The sequence below is a fragment of the Nostoc sp. ChiQUE01b genome, assembly GCF_034531255.1.
GTDB lineage: Bacteria > Cyanobacteriota > Cyanobacteriia > Cyanobacteriales > Nostocaceae > Nostoc.
Genome location: NZ_JAVRBM010000011.1, coordinates 72799 through 88981, shown reverse-complemented (window position 1 = coordinate 88981; position 16183 = coordinate 72799). Strand labels below are relative to the sequence as shown.

Here is a 16183-nt window from a genome sequence, read left to right as displayed (position 1 = left end):
CCACTAGTTTTATTAGATACCTAAACTAAAACCAGATTTTGAGAGTGGCAGAATGTAAAATATTAACTTATTCTTTACCTGTCTTTGAAAAAATCAGGGTGTCTAGTGCCAGAAGAATTCAGTTGCCAAATCTCACCGCCATTTTTATCTGAGGGTAGCGATCGCGATCTTGGTTTAAATTCAACCCTCCAAGAACTACCAATGTATAACTTCTCGGTGGAAATTAGCCACACCGGGATGGAAGTAGCTAGTTTTTTGGAAAAATACCCCTTGTTACCAGGAGTAATTTTGGTAGAACAGGGACAGTTTATTGGGATGATTTCGCGGCGGCGACTACTGGAATTTTTGATTCGCCCATTCGGACAAGAGTTATTTGTTCAGCAACCATTAGCTGTTCTCTACAGCTATGTGCGGACACCGATGTTGCTTGTTACTGATACAACATCGATTTTAACAACAATGCAACTTAGCTTAAAGCGATCGCCGGAATTATTAGCAGAACCAATTGTCGTACAAACGGAATCTGGTGCTTATAGATTGCTAGATGTCCAAGAATTAAATATTATTTCTTGGCAAATTCGGGGAATCGACAATTTGATCCGCTATGAACGCAGTCAAGCCCAAATGATTCAAAATGATAAAATGGCAAATTTGGGACGTTTGGTAGACGGCGTAGCCCACGAAATTTTAGACCCAGTGGGTTTTATTTGGGGTAACATAATTTATGTTTCAAACTACAGTCAAGATTTACTCAAACTCATAGCAGCTTACGAGCAAAATTTACCATCAGTTTCTCAAGCAATTAATCAGATTAAAGAAGAGATTGAATTTGATTTTTTAGAACAAGATTTGTCGCGATCGCTTGCTAGTATTCGCACGGGAGCCGAAAGATTAAAAAAACTCGTTACTAGCTTGCAAAACTTCTGTCATATTGATGAACTTTTTCCCAAACCAGTAGATTTACACGCCTGTATAGATAGTATAATTTTATTAATTAATAGCCGTCTTCAAGGAGAAATTGAAATCGTCAAATACTATGGTCAATTACCCCCTGTGTATTGCTTCATGGGACAGTTAAACCAAGTTTTGATGAATCTTTTAAGTGAAGTTGTGGATACTTTACTCAATGAAGGAGTGCGACAGCAATTACATTTAGAAGAGACAAAAACTGTTCAAAAACCCCGAATTGAGATTACCACAGAAGTTATTTCACAAGAAGCAAGTAACCCAGATGCACCAGATTCTCGCTGGGTTTTAATTCGCATTGCTGACAATGGTTCTGGAATGTCTGAAGAATTACAGCAGCAAATTATGGAGTCTTTTTCTCTGGAAACAAAGAATGGTAAAAATACTAGTTTAGCAGTAAGTTATCGAATTATCACCGCGAGACATGGCGGTAAATTGAATTTTCATTCACAGATTGGTATAGGTACAAAATTTGAAATTTTATTGCCTTTAGTTTGATTTATTCAGAATTCAGAATACCCATTTTAACAATTCAAAATGACGCTCTCTACGAGACGCTGCGCTAACAAAATTCAAAATTAAAGATATTTTCAGATGGAGATTTAAACCCTAACTGAAAATATGCTACGTGTTTTGGTTGGGGTCTTAAACCCTTTATTGAAGATAACGTTGCATTAGACGACTTCCCAAACTTGCTGCTGGATAGGAATTTGAATCATAAACTCCGTTCCTTTTCCAGGTGTTGATAACAATTCTAACTTGCCGCCATGTTTTTCGGTGATGATTTGATAGCTGATAGCCATTCCCATTCCTGTTCCCTTACCGACAGGTTTTGTTGTAAAGAAGGGATTGAAAATCTGTTTTTGAATCGATTCGGGAATCCCAAAGCCATTATCTGCGATCGCAATTTTTACCCATTGCGAATCAACGACAGAGGTACGAATAGTTATGCAACTGGGATTCTGCTGGATTTCTTGATAAGTCCGTAAAGCATTGAATTCTTCGAGCGCATCGAGTGCATTTACTAAAATGTTCATAAAAACCTGGTTTAGTTGTCCAGCGTAGCATTCTACATGGGATAAATTGCTGTAGTCTCTGATGACCTGAATTTCTGGGCTTTTATCAGTGGCTTTGAGGCGGTGCTGCAAAATCATCAAAGTATTGTCGATGCCTTCATGGATATCCACCGCTTTGAACTCACTTTCATCCAGGCGGGAGAAATTACGCAGTGACAGCACAATATCTCGAATACGTTCCGTCCCGATATTCATTGAGTGCAATACCATAATCGCGTCTTTTTCTATAAACTCTAAATCGATGGTTTTGCGTTCGGTTTGAATTTCAGCAGGTGGGTTGGGGAAGTAACGGTGATAAAGCTGGACAAGTCGCAATAAGTCATCGGTGTATTGGGTGATATAGCTGAGATTTCCGTAAATAAAGCTAACGGGATTGTTGATTTCGTGAGCAATTCCAGCCACCATTTGACCGAGGGCAGACATCTTTTCGCTTTGAATCATTTGAGCTTGCATTTTATGCAAACTATCTAACATATTTTCTAACTCTTGGCCTCTCTGCTGCAAGTCTGTTTGAGAGTCTTCTAACTCACAAATGACTTTTTTGAGTAAAAACTCCTTTGTTGCAATGTCAGTTTCTAGCTGGCGGCGTTCATTTTCGCAGCGTTCCAGCTTTTTCCGTAAGATGCGGTTGGTCTTTTCCAACTCTTGGATATGTATGGAATCATCCTGGTTATCCATACATCACTCATTTTGTCCCTATTAGCAGTGTTACAAACGTTTTATTATGAAATCGTGTTTGACCTCCACTCACTAAAGGAGCAATTTCACCATAAGCATAGAAACCACAACAAGGTAATGCCTTTGGTAAATGAGTTTTGACCAGCTGATACTCAAGTTTTGCCAGAGTCCCAAGAATTCGCCGTCGGGCTGCACAGGAAATAAGTAACGCTGCTGTTGGTTCCACACCGGGATAATCGGCAAGAGCATTTTTCAAGGATGTCTCAGAAGCTGACAGAATATTGTCACGAGTTGTATCAGTAATTTGCACAACTGCCTGTTCAGGAATATCTGAGAAAAACTTCACGCTACCAGAGTGTTGATCGTAGCCATTGGGTGCCCGCAAATAGAAATGATCTTGATCCTCAAAAACTGCTAGCGCATGGATGGCATAGTTGGACGCAAATCTTTCTTCACCGAGATAATGCTGATAGAAATCTAAGGCACGCTGTCCATCAATTTCATAGACTACGTTGCCATCCACTTTAGTTATACGACTACGTTGGCTGATGGGAGTCCAACCACTAGCAACTCCGTGGGAAAATAGTAGTTGTCCAGAGAACAGCAGCACTGGAACTGAATCACTCAAGACTTCACCCTGGAAGAATTGGTAGGTTTTGTCAAAGGTATAGTCATCGGCAGCCATTCCTCCAATGATGGGAATATGCTCTCCCAGGCTTTGTTTTAAACCGTCTAAAATTAAGACCCCATTGCTCGTTAAACTATCGGGAAAGGTGAGGCACAATTGTGGCAGGGACGCACTCTTCGCCTTTGCTTGTGCGATCGCTTCTTGAGCTGCAAGGGCTGGATTTTTGGATACTCCTCGTCCAATACCTGAGTGAATTTCCACTTCGTCTGTAGCAAACAGCATTAAGGTCAGAGAATCTTGCTGAAACTCCAGAATTGAAGAGATTTCTCCATTTGTAGTTCCACCAATCAACTCAATTTTGGGGAAAGCATCCTGGATGCGTTGCAAAATTAACGCATGGTCAAAGTCTATAGCAGTGAATAAAATTCCAGCCTGAGGAAGTGAGCCTGCAAGAGAACGGCTACATTCTTGAAGAACTTCAGCGATCGCGTTTTGAGAATCAGGATCGTCGCTATGACCAACAACAACTCGAAACACAACTACCTCATTGTAAGTTTGAACACCAGATGCTAATCCAATTCGGATGTTAGCACCCAGCAACCCACACTTAGACTTCCCACTTTCTTGCACTAAATCTCAATTCACCTGACTGACTTTTTATCAGAGGAGGCAGAAGGCAGGAGGCAGGAGGCAGGGGGCAGAAGTTCTTTAATTTTGAATTTTGAATTGATTTCTCCCTCATCTCCCTCATCTCCCTCATCTCCCTCATCTCCCTCGTCTTCCCAATCCCCATCACCCCTTATCCCCAGAGGGGGCCCCACCTTCCCCAGTCCCCAGTTTAATTCATCTGCAATAAATTTTCGCCACGTTGATAAATTTCCCGTGCGTAATCAGTCCAAGAACCTTGTCCCCAATAACGAAAACAACTGGTTTGCAGCAAAAGGTTATGTAGAAGAACGTTACGGTATTGAGATTGTCTAGTGATTGATTCTACTGAGTCAGTTTGCAGTAAGGGATCAATCTTTTGATGGAATAAACTGCTTAATTGATACATGGGAGACAACACATTTTCATATCCTTTTACCCAACTGATATGATTTGTCCACGAGGCTCCATCCAGGTGAAAATTAGAGTTTGTTTGCTTTAATTCTTGAATGGCATTCTCTACAGCTTGTGGTTGAATATTATCTGGTGAAACTCGCTCCCAAATCTGATGTTGTCCTACAGGTTGACAAGTTGGATAATCTTCAGGTTTGCATCCAGTAGCTTCGATTAATTCTAAATATTCTGTACCACACATCCCAACTACACCTGATTTTCCTCCCCCATTATTTACCATATCCCACCAAGCTTGTTTAAAAGCGCTAGGAAATTCATTCATCATCACGCCGCCATTTTCACCATCGCCAATTTGGCTAACTATTGGTGGTACAAATACACTGCCAATTTGTTGTTTGGATAATGTTTTAGCTTCATAATAAGGCTGCATCTGAGCAACTAATTTCGTATCGGAACCTTGGGTTTTAATTAAGGCTGTGATGCTAATTGTTTCACCTTGAGAATTACGGGCAATTAGACGATGTGGTAAATGTTTATGAGTGAGAGATTGACCAGTAAGAGTTTCTACAGAATGTTCTTGAACAAGTAGCCAGCGATATCCACATTCTTTCAGCGCTTTCACAAATTCAAAGAGAGCATCAGGATGATTTGGTAGGTGCATTTCTGGGGGCGAAAATCCTTTAACTCGCGCTAGTGCTTCCCAGCCAAAAATTGCGGCAAAGTGATGTTGCCATGCAACGATCTGCAATTTAATATCTGCTATGGGTGTGGAAGGAATAACTGCATGACTCCACATTGTACCCAGCCACTCTACATAAGGTTGGTAGGTTGGATCGCAAGTGATCCGTTTAAGATTATCCAGAACATCACCGCGTCCCATTTGCCGCAGTCCCCACAGAAGATTACCAGAGTAATCCAACATCACACGGGGATTGCAACCTTGATTTACAAGTTCGGGGATCATGTCACCCATGCGGCTGTAACAATAGGCAAAGGGATCTGCATTATGGTTATCCCCTTCATGAGGATGTTCAAACATATATTGCAGATTGCTGATCAGTGTACCGCCATTTCCAGCTGGTATAGTTGGCTGGTGCATGTGTAAGGCGATCGCAAACACAGCATTTACATCTTCTAAGCGGATATTCGTTGTTGCTAAAAATACTGGTTGATCATGGTTAACTACAGAGAGAACCTCTGTTTCCCAACCAGAAATATTCGGCAAGCCATCAATGATTTCGGGCAAAGGAGTCAGGGTTGTGGGGAAGGAAAGCATTTCTGATTGCTCCGAAACAAGGTATGTCTAATTATGCGATCGCACGGCAATTTCTGATCTACAACTTTATCTATTGATGCAAACTGGGATCGTCTTGTAGTCCCGCAATATCTCTATAATTCAACAGTTCGGATATTATACTTGTATAAAAAATGTTAGAAAATATACAATAATCCTATTTAATTTTGTTGCGAGAAGCGTACATCTGTACGCCTCTACAGCCGATTCATTATGTTGCAAAGATTTTTGGAAATGGTATGATACAACTCGAAATTAATAAATTCAGATTTCATCTGGGTTTCTGGGTTTGAATCTGTTTACCTCTTTTAAAGAAGCTGTAAAATCCATATAAACTATACACGGTAAATAGTAGTATTTATCAATATAAAATTGTCTATTCTATCTTTATTTACGCAAATTTAATTTTAGGAGGGGTCTAATGAAACTAAAACAATTTGGAATTACATTTTTGAGTGTTTGTATTGCTGCTTTTTCAGGAATAAAAGCAGCAGAAGCGGCATCATTTTCGGTAATTGCCGACGATCTTAATAATCCACGGGGTCTAACTTTTGGCCCTGACGGCAGTCTCTACGTCACAGAGGCAGGAACAGGCGGCAGTGGAGCTTGTGTTCCTTCACCGAGCGTTGCCAACCAATCTTTATGTTATGGCACAACTGGTGCAGTCACCAAAATAGGAAATGGTACGCAAGAACGTATACTTACAGGACTTCCTTCTTTGGCATTACCAGATGGTACTGATACTTCTGGGCCTCAAGATATCAAATTTGATGCTACTGGCAAGCCCTATATTGCAATTGGGTATGGTTCAAATCCCACATTTCGCGCCACATTAGGTAACACTGACTTAGGAAAAATTATTACTGCTAATTTCAATACAAATTCCTGGACTAGTGTGGCTGATTTAGCTAATTATGAACTTGCAAATAATCCCGATCAAGGCGATCTAATTAGCAATCCTTTCTCTCTTCTTTTAGATGGCAATAATATTGTTGCAGTTGATACTGGTGCTAATGAATTACTCACCGTAGGTACTGATGGCAGTAATTTAAAGGCGATCGCCACAATTCCCCGGCAGACATTAACTAATCCAGTTTTTCCCTCTGGTGCATCGTCATCGCCATTTGACATTCAAGCAGTACCCACAAATATCGCCATAGGCCCAGATGGCGCTTATTATATTAGCGAATTAACTGGTTTTCCTTTTCCAGAAGGTGAAGCAAAAATCTACCGAGTTGGTGCTGATGGTCAACCAACAGTTTATACCGATGGCTTTACTCAACTTACTGACTTAGCTTTTGATAGTGAGGGTAATTTATATGCTTTGCAATACGCTAATCAGTCCCTCTGGAAAGGTAATCTAGATGGTTCTGTAATTAAAATAGCCAGGGATGGGACTCGCACAACTATTCTTAGTGGCAATGGATTAGAGTCTCCTACTGCTTTGACTATTGGTGCTGATGGTGCTATCTACGTGACAAACCGAGGCGATCGCCCTGGACTTGGACAAGTGATCAAAATAGAGAATCCTAAGTCTGTTCCTGAATCTACTTCTACTTTCAGCTTATTAGCATTTCTTGGCACTGTGAGCCTTACTTTTTTGCACAAGAGTAAAGCCAAAGGACTGAAGGTTTCGGACAAGTTTGTTCAAGAGTGTTGAAGCGATCGCCCTCGGCATCTCCCCTTCTCTACGAGACGCTACGCGAAGGGATAAGTTTTTCAATCAGCCGTTGTCTTTTTGGTGCCGGTGGTGTTGCTATTCGTAAAATTAGCTCTAACAACCAAGGGGCGAGGCGTTGACACAACACGGCTAAATGACTTTGCCATCCGACTAAGATTTCTGATGAATCATTCTGCATTCCGGTGACGAGTGCTTTAGCCACTTGCTGAGGAGTCATGGGGATCACCCAGCGAAATAATTTTAAGTCGCGCACCATGTCTGTGTCTGTCAGGGAAGGCAGTAATGCAATGACGCGGATATTGTGTTCAGCTAGTTCTTGGCGCAAGGCTTGGGTAAATCCTAAGATGGCAAACTTGGTTGCTGAGTATGTCGCCATCGTTGGTGCAGCCACTTTCCCCATCAGGCTCGATACATTGACAATTGTCCCTTGTCTTTGGCTGGCCATGCGTCGAGCAATCAAACTAGTGAGGTTGTACATTCCTAACAAGTTCACAGAGAGTTCTTCTTGAACTTGGGGCATTTTAGATTGCAAAAACGAACTTTGGTATGCGACTCCCGCACAATTAACTAGCAGGTGAATCTGTCCGTAATTGCGCCATAGTTGGGCAACAGCAATATTTACTTCAATTGTCTGCGTCAAATCTAAGGCGACGATCGCAGCTTCTGTACCCATAGCCTCGATTTCGTTGGCTACCTCCAATAACTTGCGGCGATCGCGTGCTATCAATATCATCCGCTTGATGCCTTGTTGAGCTAATTCCAGGGCGATCGCTCGTCCAATTCCACGCGAAGCCCCTGTAATTAGGGCAACTTTACCTTGAATCTCCATTAGTTCTATTCTCCAAAATTTAAGTCTTACCAAACTCTTCGTTATTGCCGATACATACAAGCAAGAGCTACTTGCTTGTCGGCACAAAGTAAGACAAATAATCAATCACAATTGAAATCAAACTGAAACTAAGCCTTTAGCAACAAGATATTTCTTGGTTAATCTGCAATCCCTCATATTTATCTATATGAGGCAGAAATTTCTCGTTTTGAACCCCTCAAAGCCTAACACACTTGGCTGAATGGGTATAGCTCATAGATTTTATTTCTCCTAGATCCGAGCGTTCATCAGCATCGCTGTCATACACACGTTAGCAATTAAATCAAGGTATTGCAATATTTTTTAATAAGGATTTCTTAATACTTCTTAACGACAAATATATATATACAAAAGATTTTATTAAATAAGTTTTTATGAATCTCTCATAGGATTTACGCAAAACATAACGAAAGTAGCGGTAATTCATGAATTACCACTACGCAATAATCAGGTTTTCAGGCACATCTTGCATAAGTCTTGTCTCAGTAGAAATATCTCATTTTCCTGACAAATAGCCTGATTTTGAGAAAATTCATAGCTTAAAAACAAAAAAGACATATAGTGTTTTGGCTGATGGTTGCAATAGTTAGAGTTTCTAGCTAACTTAGAAAACTGCATCAGTATATTTACTGTTTTATTGAAAATAAAAGTTGATGACTTTTATTTATTGAAAATTATCAAAGAGGGTTAGATCACTGTCTGGAATTATCTGCTAAAACTTTAGGACAAATAGTAACTTGTTTAGCTCGACTTTATCCAAAATTAAGAACTTGGTTTTGTTTATCCGGCAAAAACCCTGGCTTTTTGGCAAATACTTTTTCCACGTCACAGATTGCCCTCCAGTGAATAAATTTCTGGATTTAGTATTCCCAGATCGTAGAATTGATTTATTCTGTTGCCTTGTGAACCTATCCTATGGAACACCCCATTCCTCTACCGCCCCTGCCAACGGCGGCTCAACTTCCTGACTCTGACGATACACCAGTGGATAACGAACTGCAAAACCTGATTCCTAACTTACTGTTGGCTATTTTGTCAGCTATTTGGAGTGATCGCACCGATTGGTTTTTTGGTGTAGATATGGGTATCTACTACCTCCCGACAGCACCGAGAAAATCCATCGTCCCCGATGGCTTTTTGAGCTTGGGTGTGGAGAGACGGCGACGAGTACCGAATGGCAGACTCAGTTACGTGCTGTGGGAAGAGAATTGGACACCACCGATTTTAGTCGTGGAAATCGTCTCTCAAACTTATGGTGGCGAATACGATCTCAAAATGGACAAATATCTGGATTTGGGTGTGTTGTATTACGTGATTTACAATCCAGAATATTGGCAACGGGATAATCATGCTCCCTTTGAGGTGTACAAGCGGGTTAATGATGAGTTTATTTTGCAGTCCCAGTCACAGTTTTGGATACCGGAGTTGCAATTGGGAATTGGGGTAGCTTCAGGTATTCATAAAGGTTGGGAGCGAGACTGGTTATTTTGGTTCGATCAAGCAGGCTCACGCTTTCCTACCCCCGATGAACGCGTAGACAAAGCAGAACAAGCCTTACAAGACTTGCGAAATCGTCTTCAACAGCGAGGTATCGACCCAGATAGTTTGTAACTGCATTTTCATCTGTTCTGGTGTATGCAATTGATAATGGCTATTTATAATAAAGCTATTCGGCATGGGGTAAAGACGATGACTCAAGCATTACCGACTGCTGCTCAACAGCTGCTAGAAGATACTGTAGCCTTTCCTCCCGCAGATTTATGGAGTGACGAACCCCCTTTGGAAAGTGATTTACACCGCGACCAGATTGATTTATTGATTCGCCTAATTCGCTGGGTTTGCCGCGATCGCCAGGATGTCTATGTGGCTGGTAACTTAACGGTTTACTACAGCCCGAATCAAAAGAAATCTGAGTACTTTCGCGGCCCGGATGTGTTCGTTGTTCTCGGCACTGAAAATCACTCTCGTCGCAGTTGGACAGTCTGGCATGAGAATGGTAAGTACCCCAACTTAATTGTAGAACTGCTCTCTGACTCAACGGCGGCTGTCGATCACGGCGAGAAAAAAGAGATTTACCAATCAGTTTGGCGAGTTCCTGAATATTTTTGGTTCGATCCATTCACCCTAGAGTTTCAGGGTTTCCAGCTGGTACGGGGGCAGTATGAAGCGATCGCGCCCAATGCCCAAGGCTGGCTGTGGAGTGATGAGTTAGGGTTGTATTGGGGGATTGATGGTCAGACGCTACGGTTATTCACATCAGGTTCTGGATTAGTCCCGTTGCCAGAGGAGGATGCAATACAGCAAGCCCAACAAGAACGACAACGCGCTGACCAAGAACGACAACGCGCTGACCAAGAACGGCAACGCGCTGACCAAGAACGGCAAGCTCGATTAGATGCGGTCTCTCGATTGCGATCGCTAGGACTAACACTAGAACAAATCACCGAGGCATTGAGCCTGTCGGAGGTGGAGGTGCGATCGGTGATCGAGCAGGATTGAAAATGACAAAGTCTAGAGAGGAATTGCAATCAAAAATTCTGTCCCCTCACCTACAACAGAGTTGCAACTAAGTTTTCCGCCGTGGGTTTCTTCAACGATTTGCCTCGCGATCGCCAACCCCAAACCCGTCCCTTTACCCACAGTTTTTGTAGTAAATAAATGGTCAAATATTTTCTGTTTGACTTGTTCACTCATCCCTTGACCATTATCAGCAATTGATATTTTTACATCTTGATTTTCCACTGAAGTTATAACTGTAATTCGGTTGAGATTAACTTGAATTTCCTCAAAACTACGTCCATTATTGGATTCTTCTAATGCGTCAATGGCATTTGCCAGAATATTCATAAATACCTGATTTAATTGCCCAGGAAAACATTCAATTTGCGGCAAAGTTCCATAATCAGTTATCACTTCAATTGCTGGACGCTCAGGGTTAGCTTTCAGACGATGTTTGAGGATTAAAATTGTACTGTCTATACCTTCGTGGATATTAAATAGCACTTTGTAATCTTTATCAGCACGGGAGAAAGTGCGAAGACTAGTGCTGATGTTTTTCAGCCTGTCGCAGGCGATCGTCATGGAATCAAGCATTTTTGGTAAGTCTGATAAGCTATATTCCAAGTCAACTTCTTCGGCATGGTCTTTGATTTTTTCACTCTCATTGGGTAAAATTTCTTGATAGAGTCTCAAATGTTCCACAATATCAGTAAACGTTGGTTTCGCTTGTTTGAGACTAGCAGCAATAAAGCCCAAAGGATTATTCATTTCGTGAGCTACCCCTGCAACAAGATTACCCAAAGCGGACATTTTCTCACTTTGAACAATTTGTAATTGAGCTTGTTGTAAATCTTGTAATGCCTGCTGTGCTTGTTGATACAGTCGAGCATTTTCTAAAGAGATTGCCGCTTGAGAAGAAAGTAACTTAATGACGCTCTTGCGATCGCTAGTAAATACTCCTGGAGTTAAACTATTTTCTAGGTAGAGAATTCCTACTAAATGCCCTTGATTAATAATTGGGGAACACAATACACTCTGGGGTTTATGTGAGATCATATATTTCCCAATTATCCCAGGAATATCTGTTTTGCAATTATCTATCACAACTGTTTGTTGGATATTTTTGACGTAATTGATAATTTTTATAGGAATATCTTGACAATTTTCGAGTAGTTGTTTTTCTAGAATTGTTTGTATTTGATCGTCAGCAATCAAAGTAATTGCTTGAACTTGCCAAGTATTGTCTTGAGGAAGCAGCAGTACACATTTTTTCGCACCAGAGTTTTCTAAGATAATCTGGGTAAGGCTAGCGATCAGTGTATCTAATTCCAGAGAACTGGAAATAGCAATAGCTGCTTTGAGTACGCTGGTAAAATCTAGGGTATCGGAAATACTGGTGCTGTTGGTAGTATTCGTGCGAGTGGATGAACAAGTCTCCAGAAAACTAACAGTTTCGTCGTGTTTGAGGTTGATTCGTTGCTGTTGCAGGATCGGTTGTAGTAGATGAGGATAGCATTTTTCTAAATCATTAACTTTGGCTAGTGCTCCCCATTTGGCATAACAGTAGTAGGCTTCTTGCATATATCCGGCTGCGACTTTTTCTTTGCCCCAATTGAGGTAGAATTTAGCTGCAAGTTCGTTGGCAAGTGCTTCCTCTTGGATATATTCGTTAGCTTTAGCTCCAGAAATTGCCTGATCGTAAAACTCAATGGCTGCGGCTGTTTGTCCTAACACTCGACATTTCTCAGCTTCCAGCAAATCGACTTTATGTTGGTGATTCATGGGAGCATAGTGCGCCCAGTGCTGTTGCAGGTGCGTTTGGTTTTGTTCTACCCGTTGGAGTGCCTCTGATGAACTCGAAGCAGCTAAAGCAATCAAAGAATCATAGAAATAAAATGCAGGTTCACCAACGGTGCTAGTACCAGCCATGAAATAAGGGCTAGCCTCAACAGTATGGTTTTGCGCTGATTCTATTTCCCCAAAAAGGTAGCAAAGCATCAGTTTGTAGAGATGGAAGACGTATAACCCATACAAGTCATGGGCAGACAGCAGTAAGGGCAAAGCTTCTGCTTCTTGAAGGGCTTCTCCAGACAATTGACTGGGATGTTCTGCAACACTCAGTAAATTGAGAATAGGTTGCCAATAGATGCGACAGTAATTGGCTGTTGTCAATTGGTTCAATTTCACCAACTCATTGCAGTAAGCGCGGGTGTCTTGCTCTAAAGTTATCAGGGGCGAACCGCACCAAAAAGAATTGAAACAAAAGAAATGGGCTGTATATCCGACGTATTCCAAGTTTCCAACTTCTAGCGCCGCCGCATACCCCTCCTGCGCAATCGCTAATGTTTCTTTTATGTGGGACTTGCGGTGTAAGAGAAATAACCCTGCTACGTGTAATACCCCTGGTTTAACAGCTTTAGCATCTAGTTTAGAGACGACTCGAAGTGCCAACTGACCAAACTTTACCCCTGTATCTACATCTTGCGAGAAACCACAAGCAATACTGCCATAAGTGGTATAACCAAGGGCTGAAGCCGATATGTTTCCGTACTGAATCGATAGCTTGACTGATAAGCAAATCAGTAATGGAGACAAGGGAGAACCAGAGACATGAGCAGCTGGAATAATGCTACTAATAATCTGCACAATGGCAATTTTTTCTCTGTCCACCATTAGTGGTAGATGAATCAAATCTTTAATATCTCTGTCTCCGATTAATTGTTTAATCTTTGCAACTGCTTGTTGAATATCGTTTTGTGTAACTGTTTCGGGAAAAGTGACACCCAATTTTTGCAAGAGTTGTAGAGCAATGGCAATAGCTTCGGTCAGCTGATTCTGAGAAGTACTTGACTGAATTCTAATTCGGTAGGCATTGATTTGTTCTAATAATGATTGTGCCTGTTTTATAATTATTTCAATTAACTGTTCCATTGCCGTAAAGTCACCGCATAACGCAGCTAATTCTGTTACTAAATCGTGCAGCGCCAAGCTCATTTCATATTGCCGCTGCCAAGCATTTTCCCCTAACAAAAACAATCCCGTGTTGGCATACTCGCGACTTGCTTGATAGGCAGTGGCAGTTTTGGCTTTACGACAGGCGATGAGATTGAGTTGGGCGAGTTCATCGCGTTCCTGTTGGGTAATTAAAGCAGTTCCATAGTTTAGTTGATTGACCAATTCAAAGATGCGGTTTTCTCTTGCTTCTGGAAGTATCTGTTGCAGCAGCAGTTGACCAATGCGATAATGGGTAGCCTGTTTTTGAACGTCGGGAATCAAAGAATAAGCAGCTTGCTGAACGCGATCGTGTAAAAACCGATAAGTGGGATTGCCTGCCCGATCAACCGATGCCGTTTCCAATTGCGTAAAGAACTTGTAAATTTCCTCCTGCGGAATAATCAGCCCTTCAAGCAATGCTTTCCACAAATCAGCTGCCGCATCTTCTTTTGATTTTTCTGAAACGATCGCCAAGGTATTCAAATCAAACTGCGCCCCAATACAAGCTGCCAGTTTAAGAATATTCTGAGTTGGCAGCGGCAATTTCTGTAATTGCACTGCCATAAAATCGACTACATCATCAGTAATTGCCAAAGCTTTCAATTGAGAGATATTACATTGCCAATGATGTGTTTCAAAGGAAAAAGTAATGTATTGATCTTCATGTAATGCTTTCAGAAACTGAGTGGTAAAAAAGGGATTACCCTGAGTTTTTTGGTACACCAATTCGGTCAACGGTTGAGCTTGCGATAATTCGCAATTGAGTGTATCTGCTACCAACTGATTTATATCCACCAGACTTAATGCTTGTAAGCTAATTGTATTTACCGTCGCCCCGGTTTTAACGATATCCTCTATGGTAAGGATGAAGGGGTGAACTGGTGACACTTCATTATCCCGATACGCACCTAAAACTAATAAATGTCGTGTCTCTGACATCAACAATTGCAGCAATTTTAGTGAGGCTGAATCTGCCCACTGCAAGTCATCCAGAAATATTACTAAGGGATGTTCTGCGCTGGTAAAAACTTGTACAAATTTTTGCATGAGCAAATTGAAACGATTTTGGGCAGCACTCCCTGATAATTCCGTTGCTGGGGATTGAGTGCCAATAATCCACTCTAATTCGGGAATGACATCAATTAAAACTTGTCCATTGTCACCAACAGTTTCGAGAATTTTGGTTTTCCAAACTTGCAGTTGAGCATCACTTTCTGTTAACAATTGCCCGATTAAATCCCGAAAGGCTTGCACAAATGCCGAAAAGGGAATATTTCGTTGAAATTGGTCATATTTCCCTTTGATAAAGTAACCGTGTTGACGAACAATCGGTTTATGAACTTCGTTGACAACCGCAGTTTTACCAATACCCGAAAACCCAGCTACTAGCATCATTTCAGTTGCACCCAAGCTAACTCGCTCAAAAGCTTGGAGTAGAATTTCTATTTCTGCTTCTCGTCCATAGAGTTTATCGGGGATGATAAAGCGATCGCACACATCCCGTCGCCCAATTTCAAAGCCTGTAATCGAATCCGTTTCTTTTAGCTGATATAAACAATTTTCTAAATCAAATTTCAATCCCAAAGCACTTTGATATCTATCTTCCGTATTTTTCGCCATTAATTTGTTGATAATATCTGATATGACAGCCGGAATTTCTGAGTTGATTTTATATAATAATGGCGGTGCTTTCGCAATGTGACAATGCACTAACTCCATTGCATCATTTGATGAAAATGGTAATTTACCTGTGAGTAATTCGTAGAAAGTTACACCCAAAGAATAAAAATCTGTACGATAGTCAATACCCCGATTCATTCTGCCTGTTTGTTCGGGAGAAATATAAGCAAGCGTTCCTTCTAATACATTAGGACTGACGAGTGTTTGTGTTTCTCGTGGAAGTAAAGATGCAATACTAAAATCTATTAATTTGACTTGTTTAGTTTCAGGATTAATTAAAATATTGCTGGGTTTAACATCTTTATGAATAATGCGTTCTCGGTAGAGTATATCTAAGGTATTGCAGAGGGCGATCGCTATTTCTAAAAACTGTTGTAGAGAGGTGATATATCGCGTCTCTATAGAAGTGAAATAATTTTTGAGAGAAATCCCTCCAAAGTCTTCCATTACCAACACATAGCCATTTTGGTAGGCTTCTAGGCTATAGGTTTGGACAATACTAGGTGAGTTGAGATTTTTGGCAATGGTGTACTGATTGCGAAACGACAAGAGTTCAGAGAAGCTGGGATAAGGATTTTTCAGCAGTTTAATGACTACTCTTAATGAGTCAGTCTCTCGATAGCCTCGATAAACTAGGGTTCTGGAACCATTGTAGAGTTCTTCATTGATGCGATATCCGGGAATACTGACCATGCTGCTAACCATATTGCGCTCATCCTCACAATTTCTGGATTTAGTATTCCCAGATATCTGAAGTTGT

At 41.1% G+C, this 16183-nt stretch carries 9 protein-coding genes; 4 read left to right on the top strand and 5 right to left on the bottom strand.

The genetic code is table 11. From position 1 onward, the window contains the following. The first annotated feature begins 105 nt into the window (after positions 1-105). A complete protein-coding gene (locus tag RMY63_RS10315; protein WP_322728600.1) occupies positions 106-1464 on the top strand; it encodes a sensor histidine kinase in 1359 nt (452 codons plus the stop codon). Positions 1465-1640: 176 nt separating this feature from the next. Here RMY63_RS10315 and RMY63_RS10310 read toward each other — a convergent pair whose 3' ends face one another. The 3 genes from RMY63_RS10310 to RMY63_RS10300 form a co-directional block, all read right to left on the bottom strand. Next, entirely contained in the window at positions 1641-2720 is a 1080-nt protein-coding gene (locus RMY63_RS10310) for a sensor histidine kinase (RefSeq protein WP_322728599.1), read from the bottom strand. Positions 2721-2727: 7 nt separating this feature from the next. Further along, complete coding sequence (locus tag RMY63_RS10305; protein ID WP_322728641.1) at positions 2728-3885, bottom strand: FIST signal transduction protein; 1158 nt, start codon at positions 3883-3885, stop codon at positions 2728-2730. 301 nt (positions 3886-4186) lie between these two features. Then, positions 4187-5683 (bottom strand): glycosyl hydrolase family 57, encoded by a 1497-nt coding sequence (locus RMY63_RS10300; protein WP_322728598.1) that lies wholly within the window; start codon positions 5681-5683, stop codon positions 4187-4189. 439 nt (positions 5684-6122) lie between these two features. Between RMY63_RS10300 and RMY63_RS10295 the strand changes: the two genes are divergently transcribed. After that, positions 6123-7361 (top strand): ScyD/ScyE family protein, encoded by a 1239-nt coding sequence (locus RMY63_RS10295; RefSeq protein ID WP_322728597.1) that lies wholly within the window; start codon positions 6123-6125, stop codon positions 7359-7361. 28 nt (positions 7362-7389) lie between these two features. Here RMY63_RS10295 and RMY63_RS10290 read toward each other — a convergent pair whose 3' ends face one another. Continuing rightward, positions 7390-8211, bottom strand: a complete 822-nt coding sequence (locus tag RMY63_RS10290; RefSeq protein ID WP_322728596.1) for an SDR family NAD(P)-dependent oxidoreductase — start codon at positions 8209-8211, stop codon at positions 7390-7392. A 954-nt stretch (positions 8212-9165) separates the two neighbouring features. On the opposite strand from RMY63_RS10290, the gene RMY63_RS10285 reads away from it, so the two are divergent. Continuing rightward, on the top strand, positions 9166-9861 hold the full coding sequence (locus RMY63_RS10285; RefSeq protein ID WP_322728595.1) for a Uma2 family endonuclease: 696 nt from the start codon (positions 9166-9168) through the stop codon (positions 9859-9861). Between the two features lie 78 nt (positions 9862-9939). Continuing rightward, on the top strand, positions 9940-10749 hold the full coding sequence (locus tag RMY63_RS10280; protein ID WP_322728640.1) for a Uma2 family endonuclease: 810 nt from the start codon (positions 9940-9942) through the stop codon (positions 10747-10749). A gap of 12 nt (positions 10750-10761) precedes the next feature. On the opposite strand, the gene RMY63_RS10275 is transcribed toward RMY63_RS10280, so the two are convergent. After that, the gene (locus tag RMY63_RS10275) at positions 10762-16128 is read right to left on the bottom strand and encodes an ATP-binding sensor histidine kinase (RefSeq protein ID WP_322728594.1); all 5367 of its coding nucleotides are present in this window, start codon (positions 16126-16128) and stop codon (positions 10762-10764) included. Positions 16129-16183 lie beyond the last annotated feature (55 nt).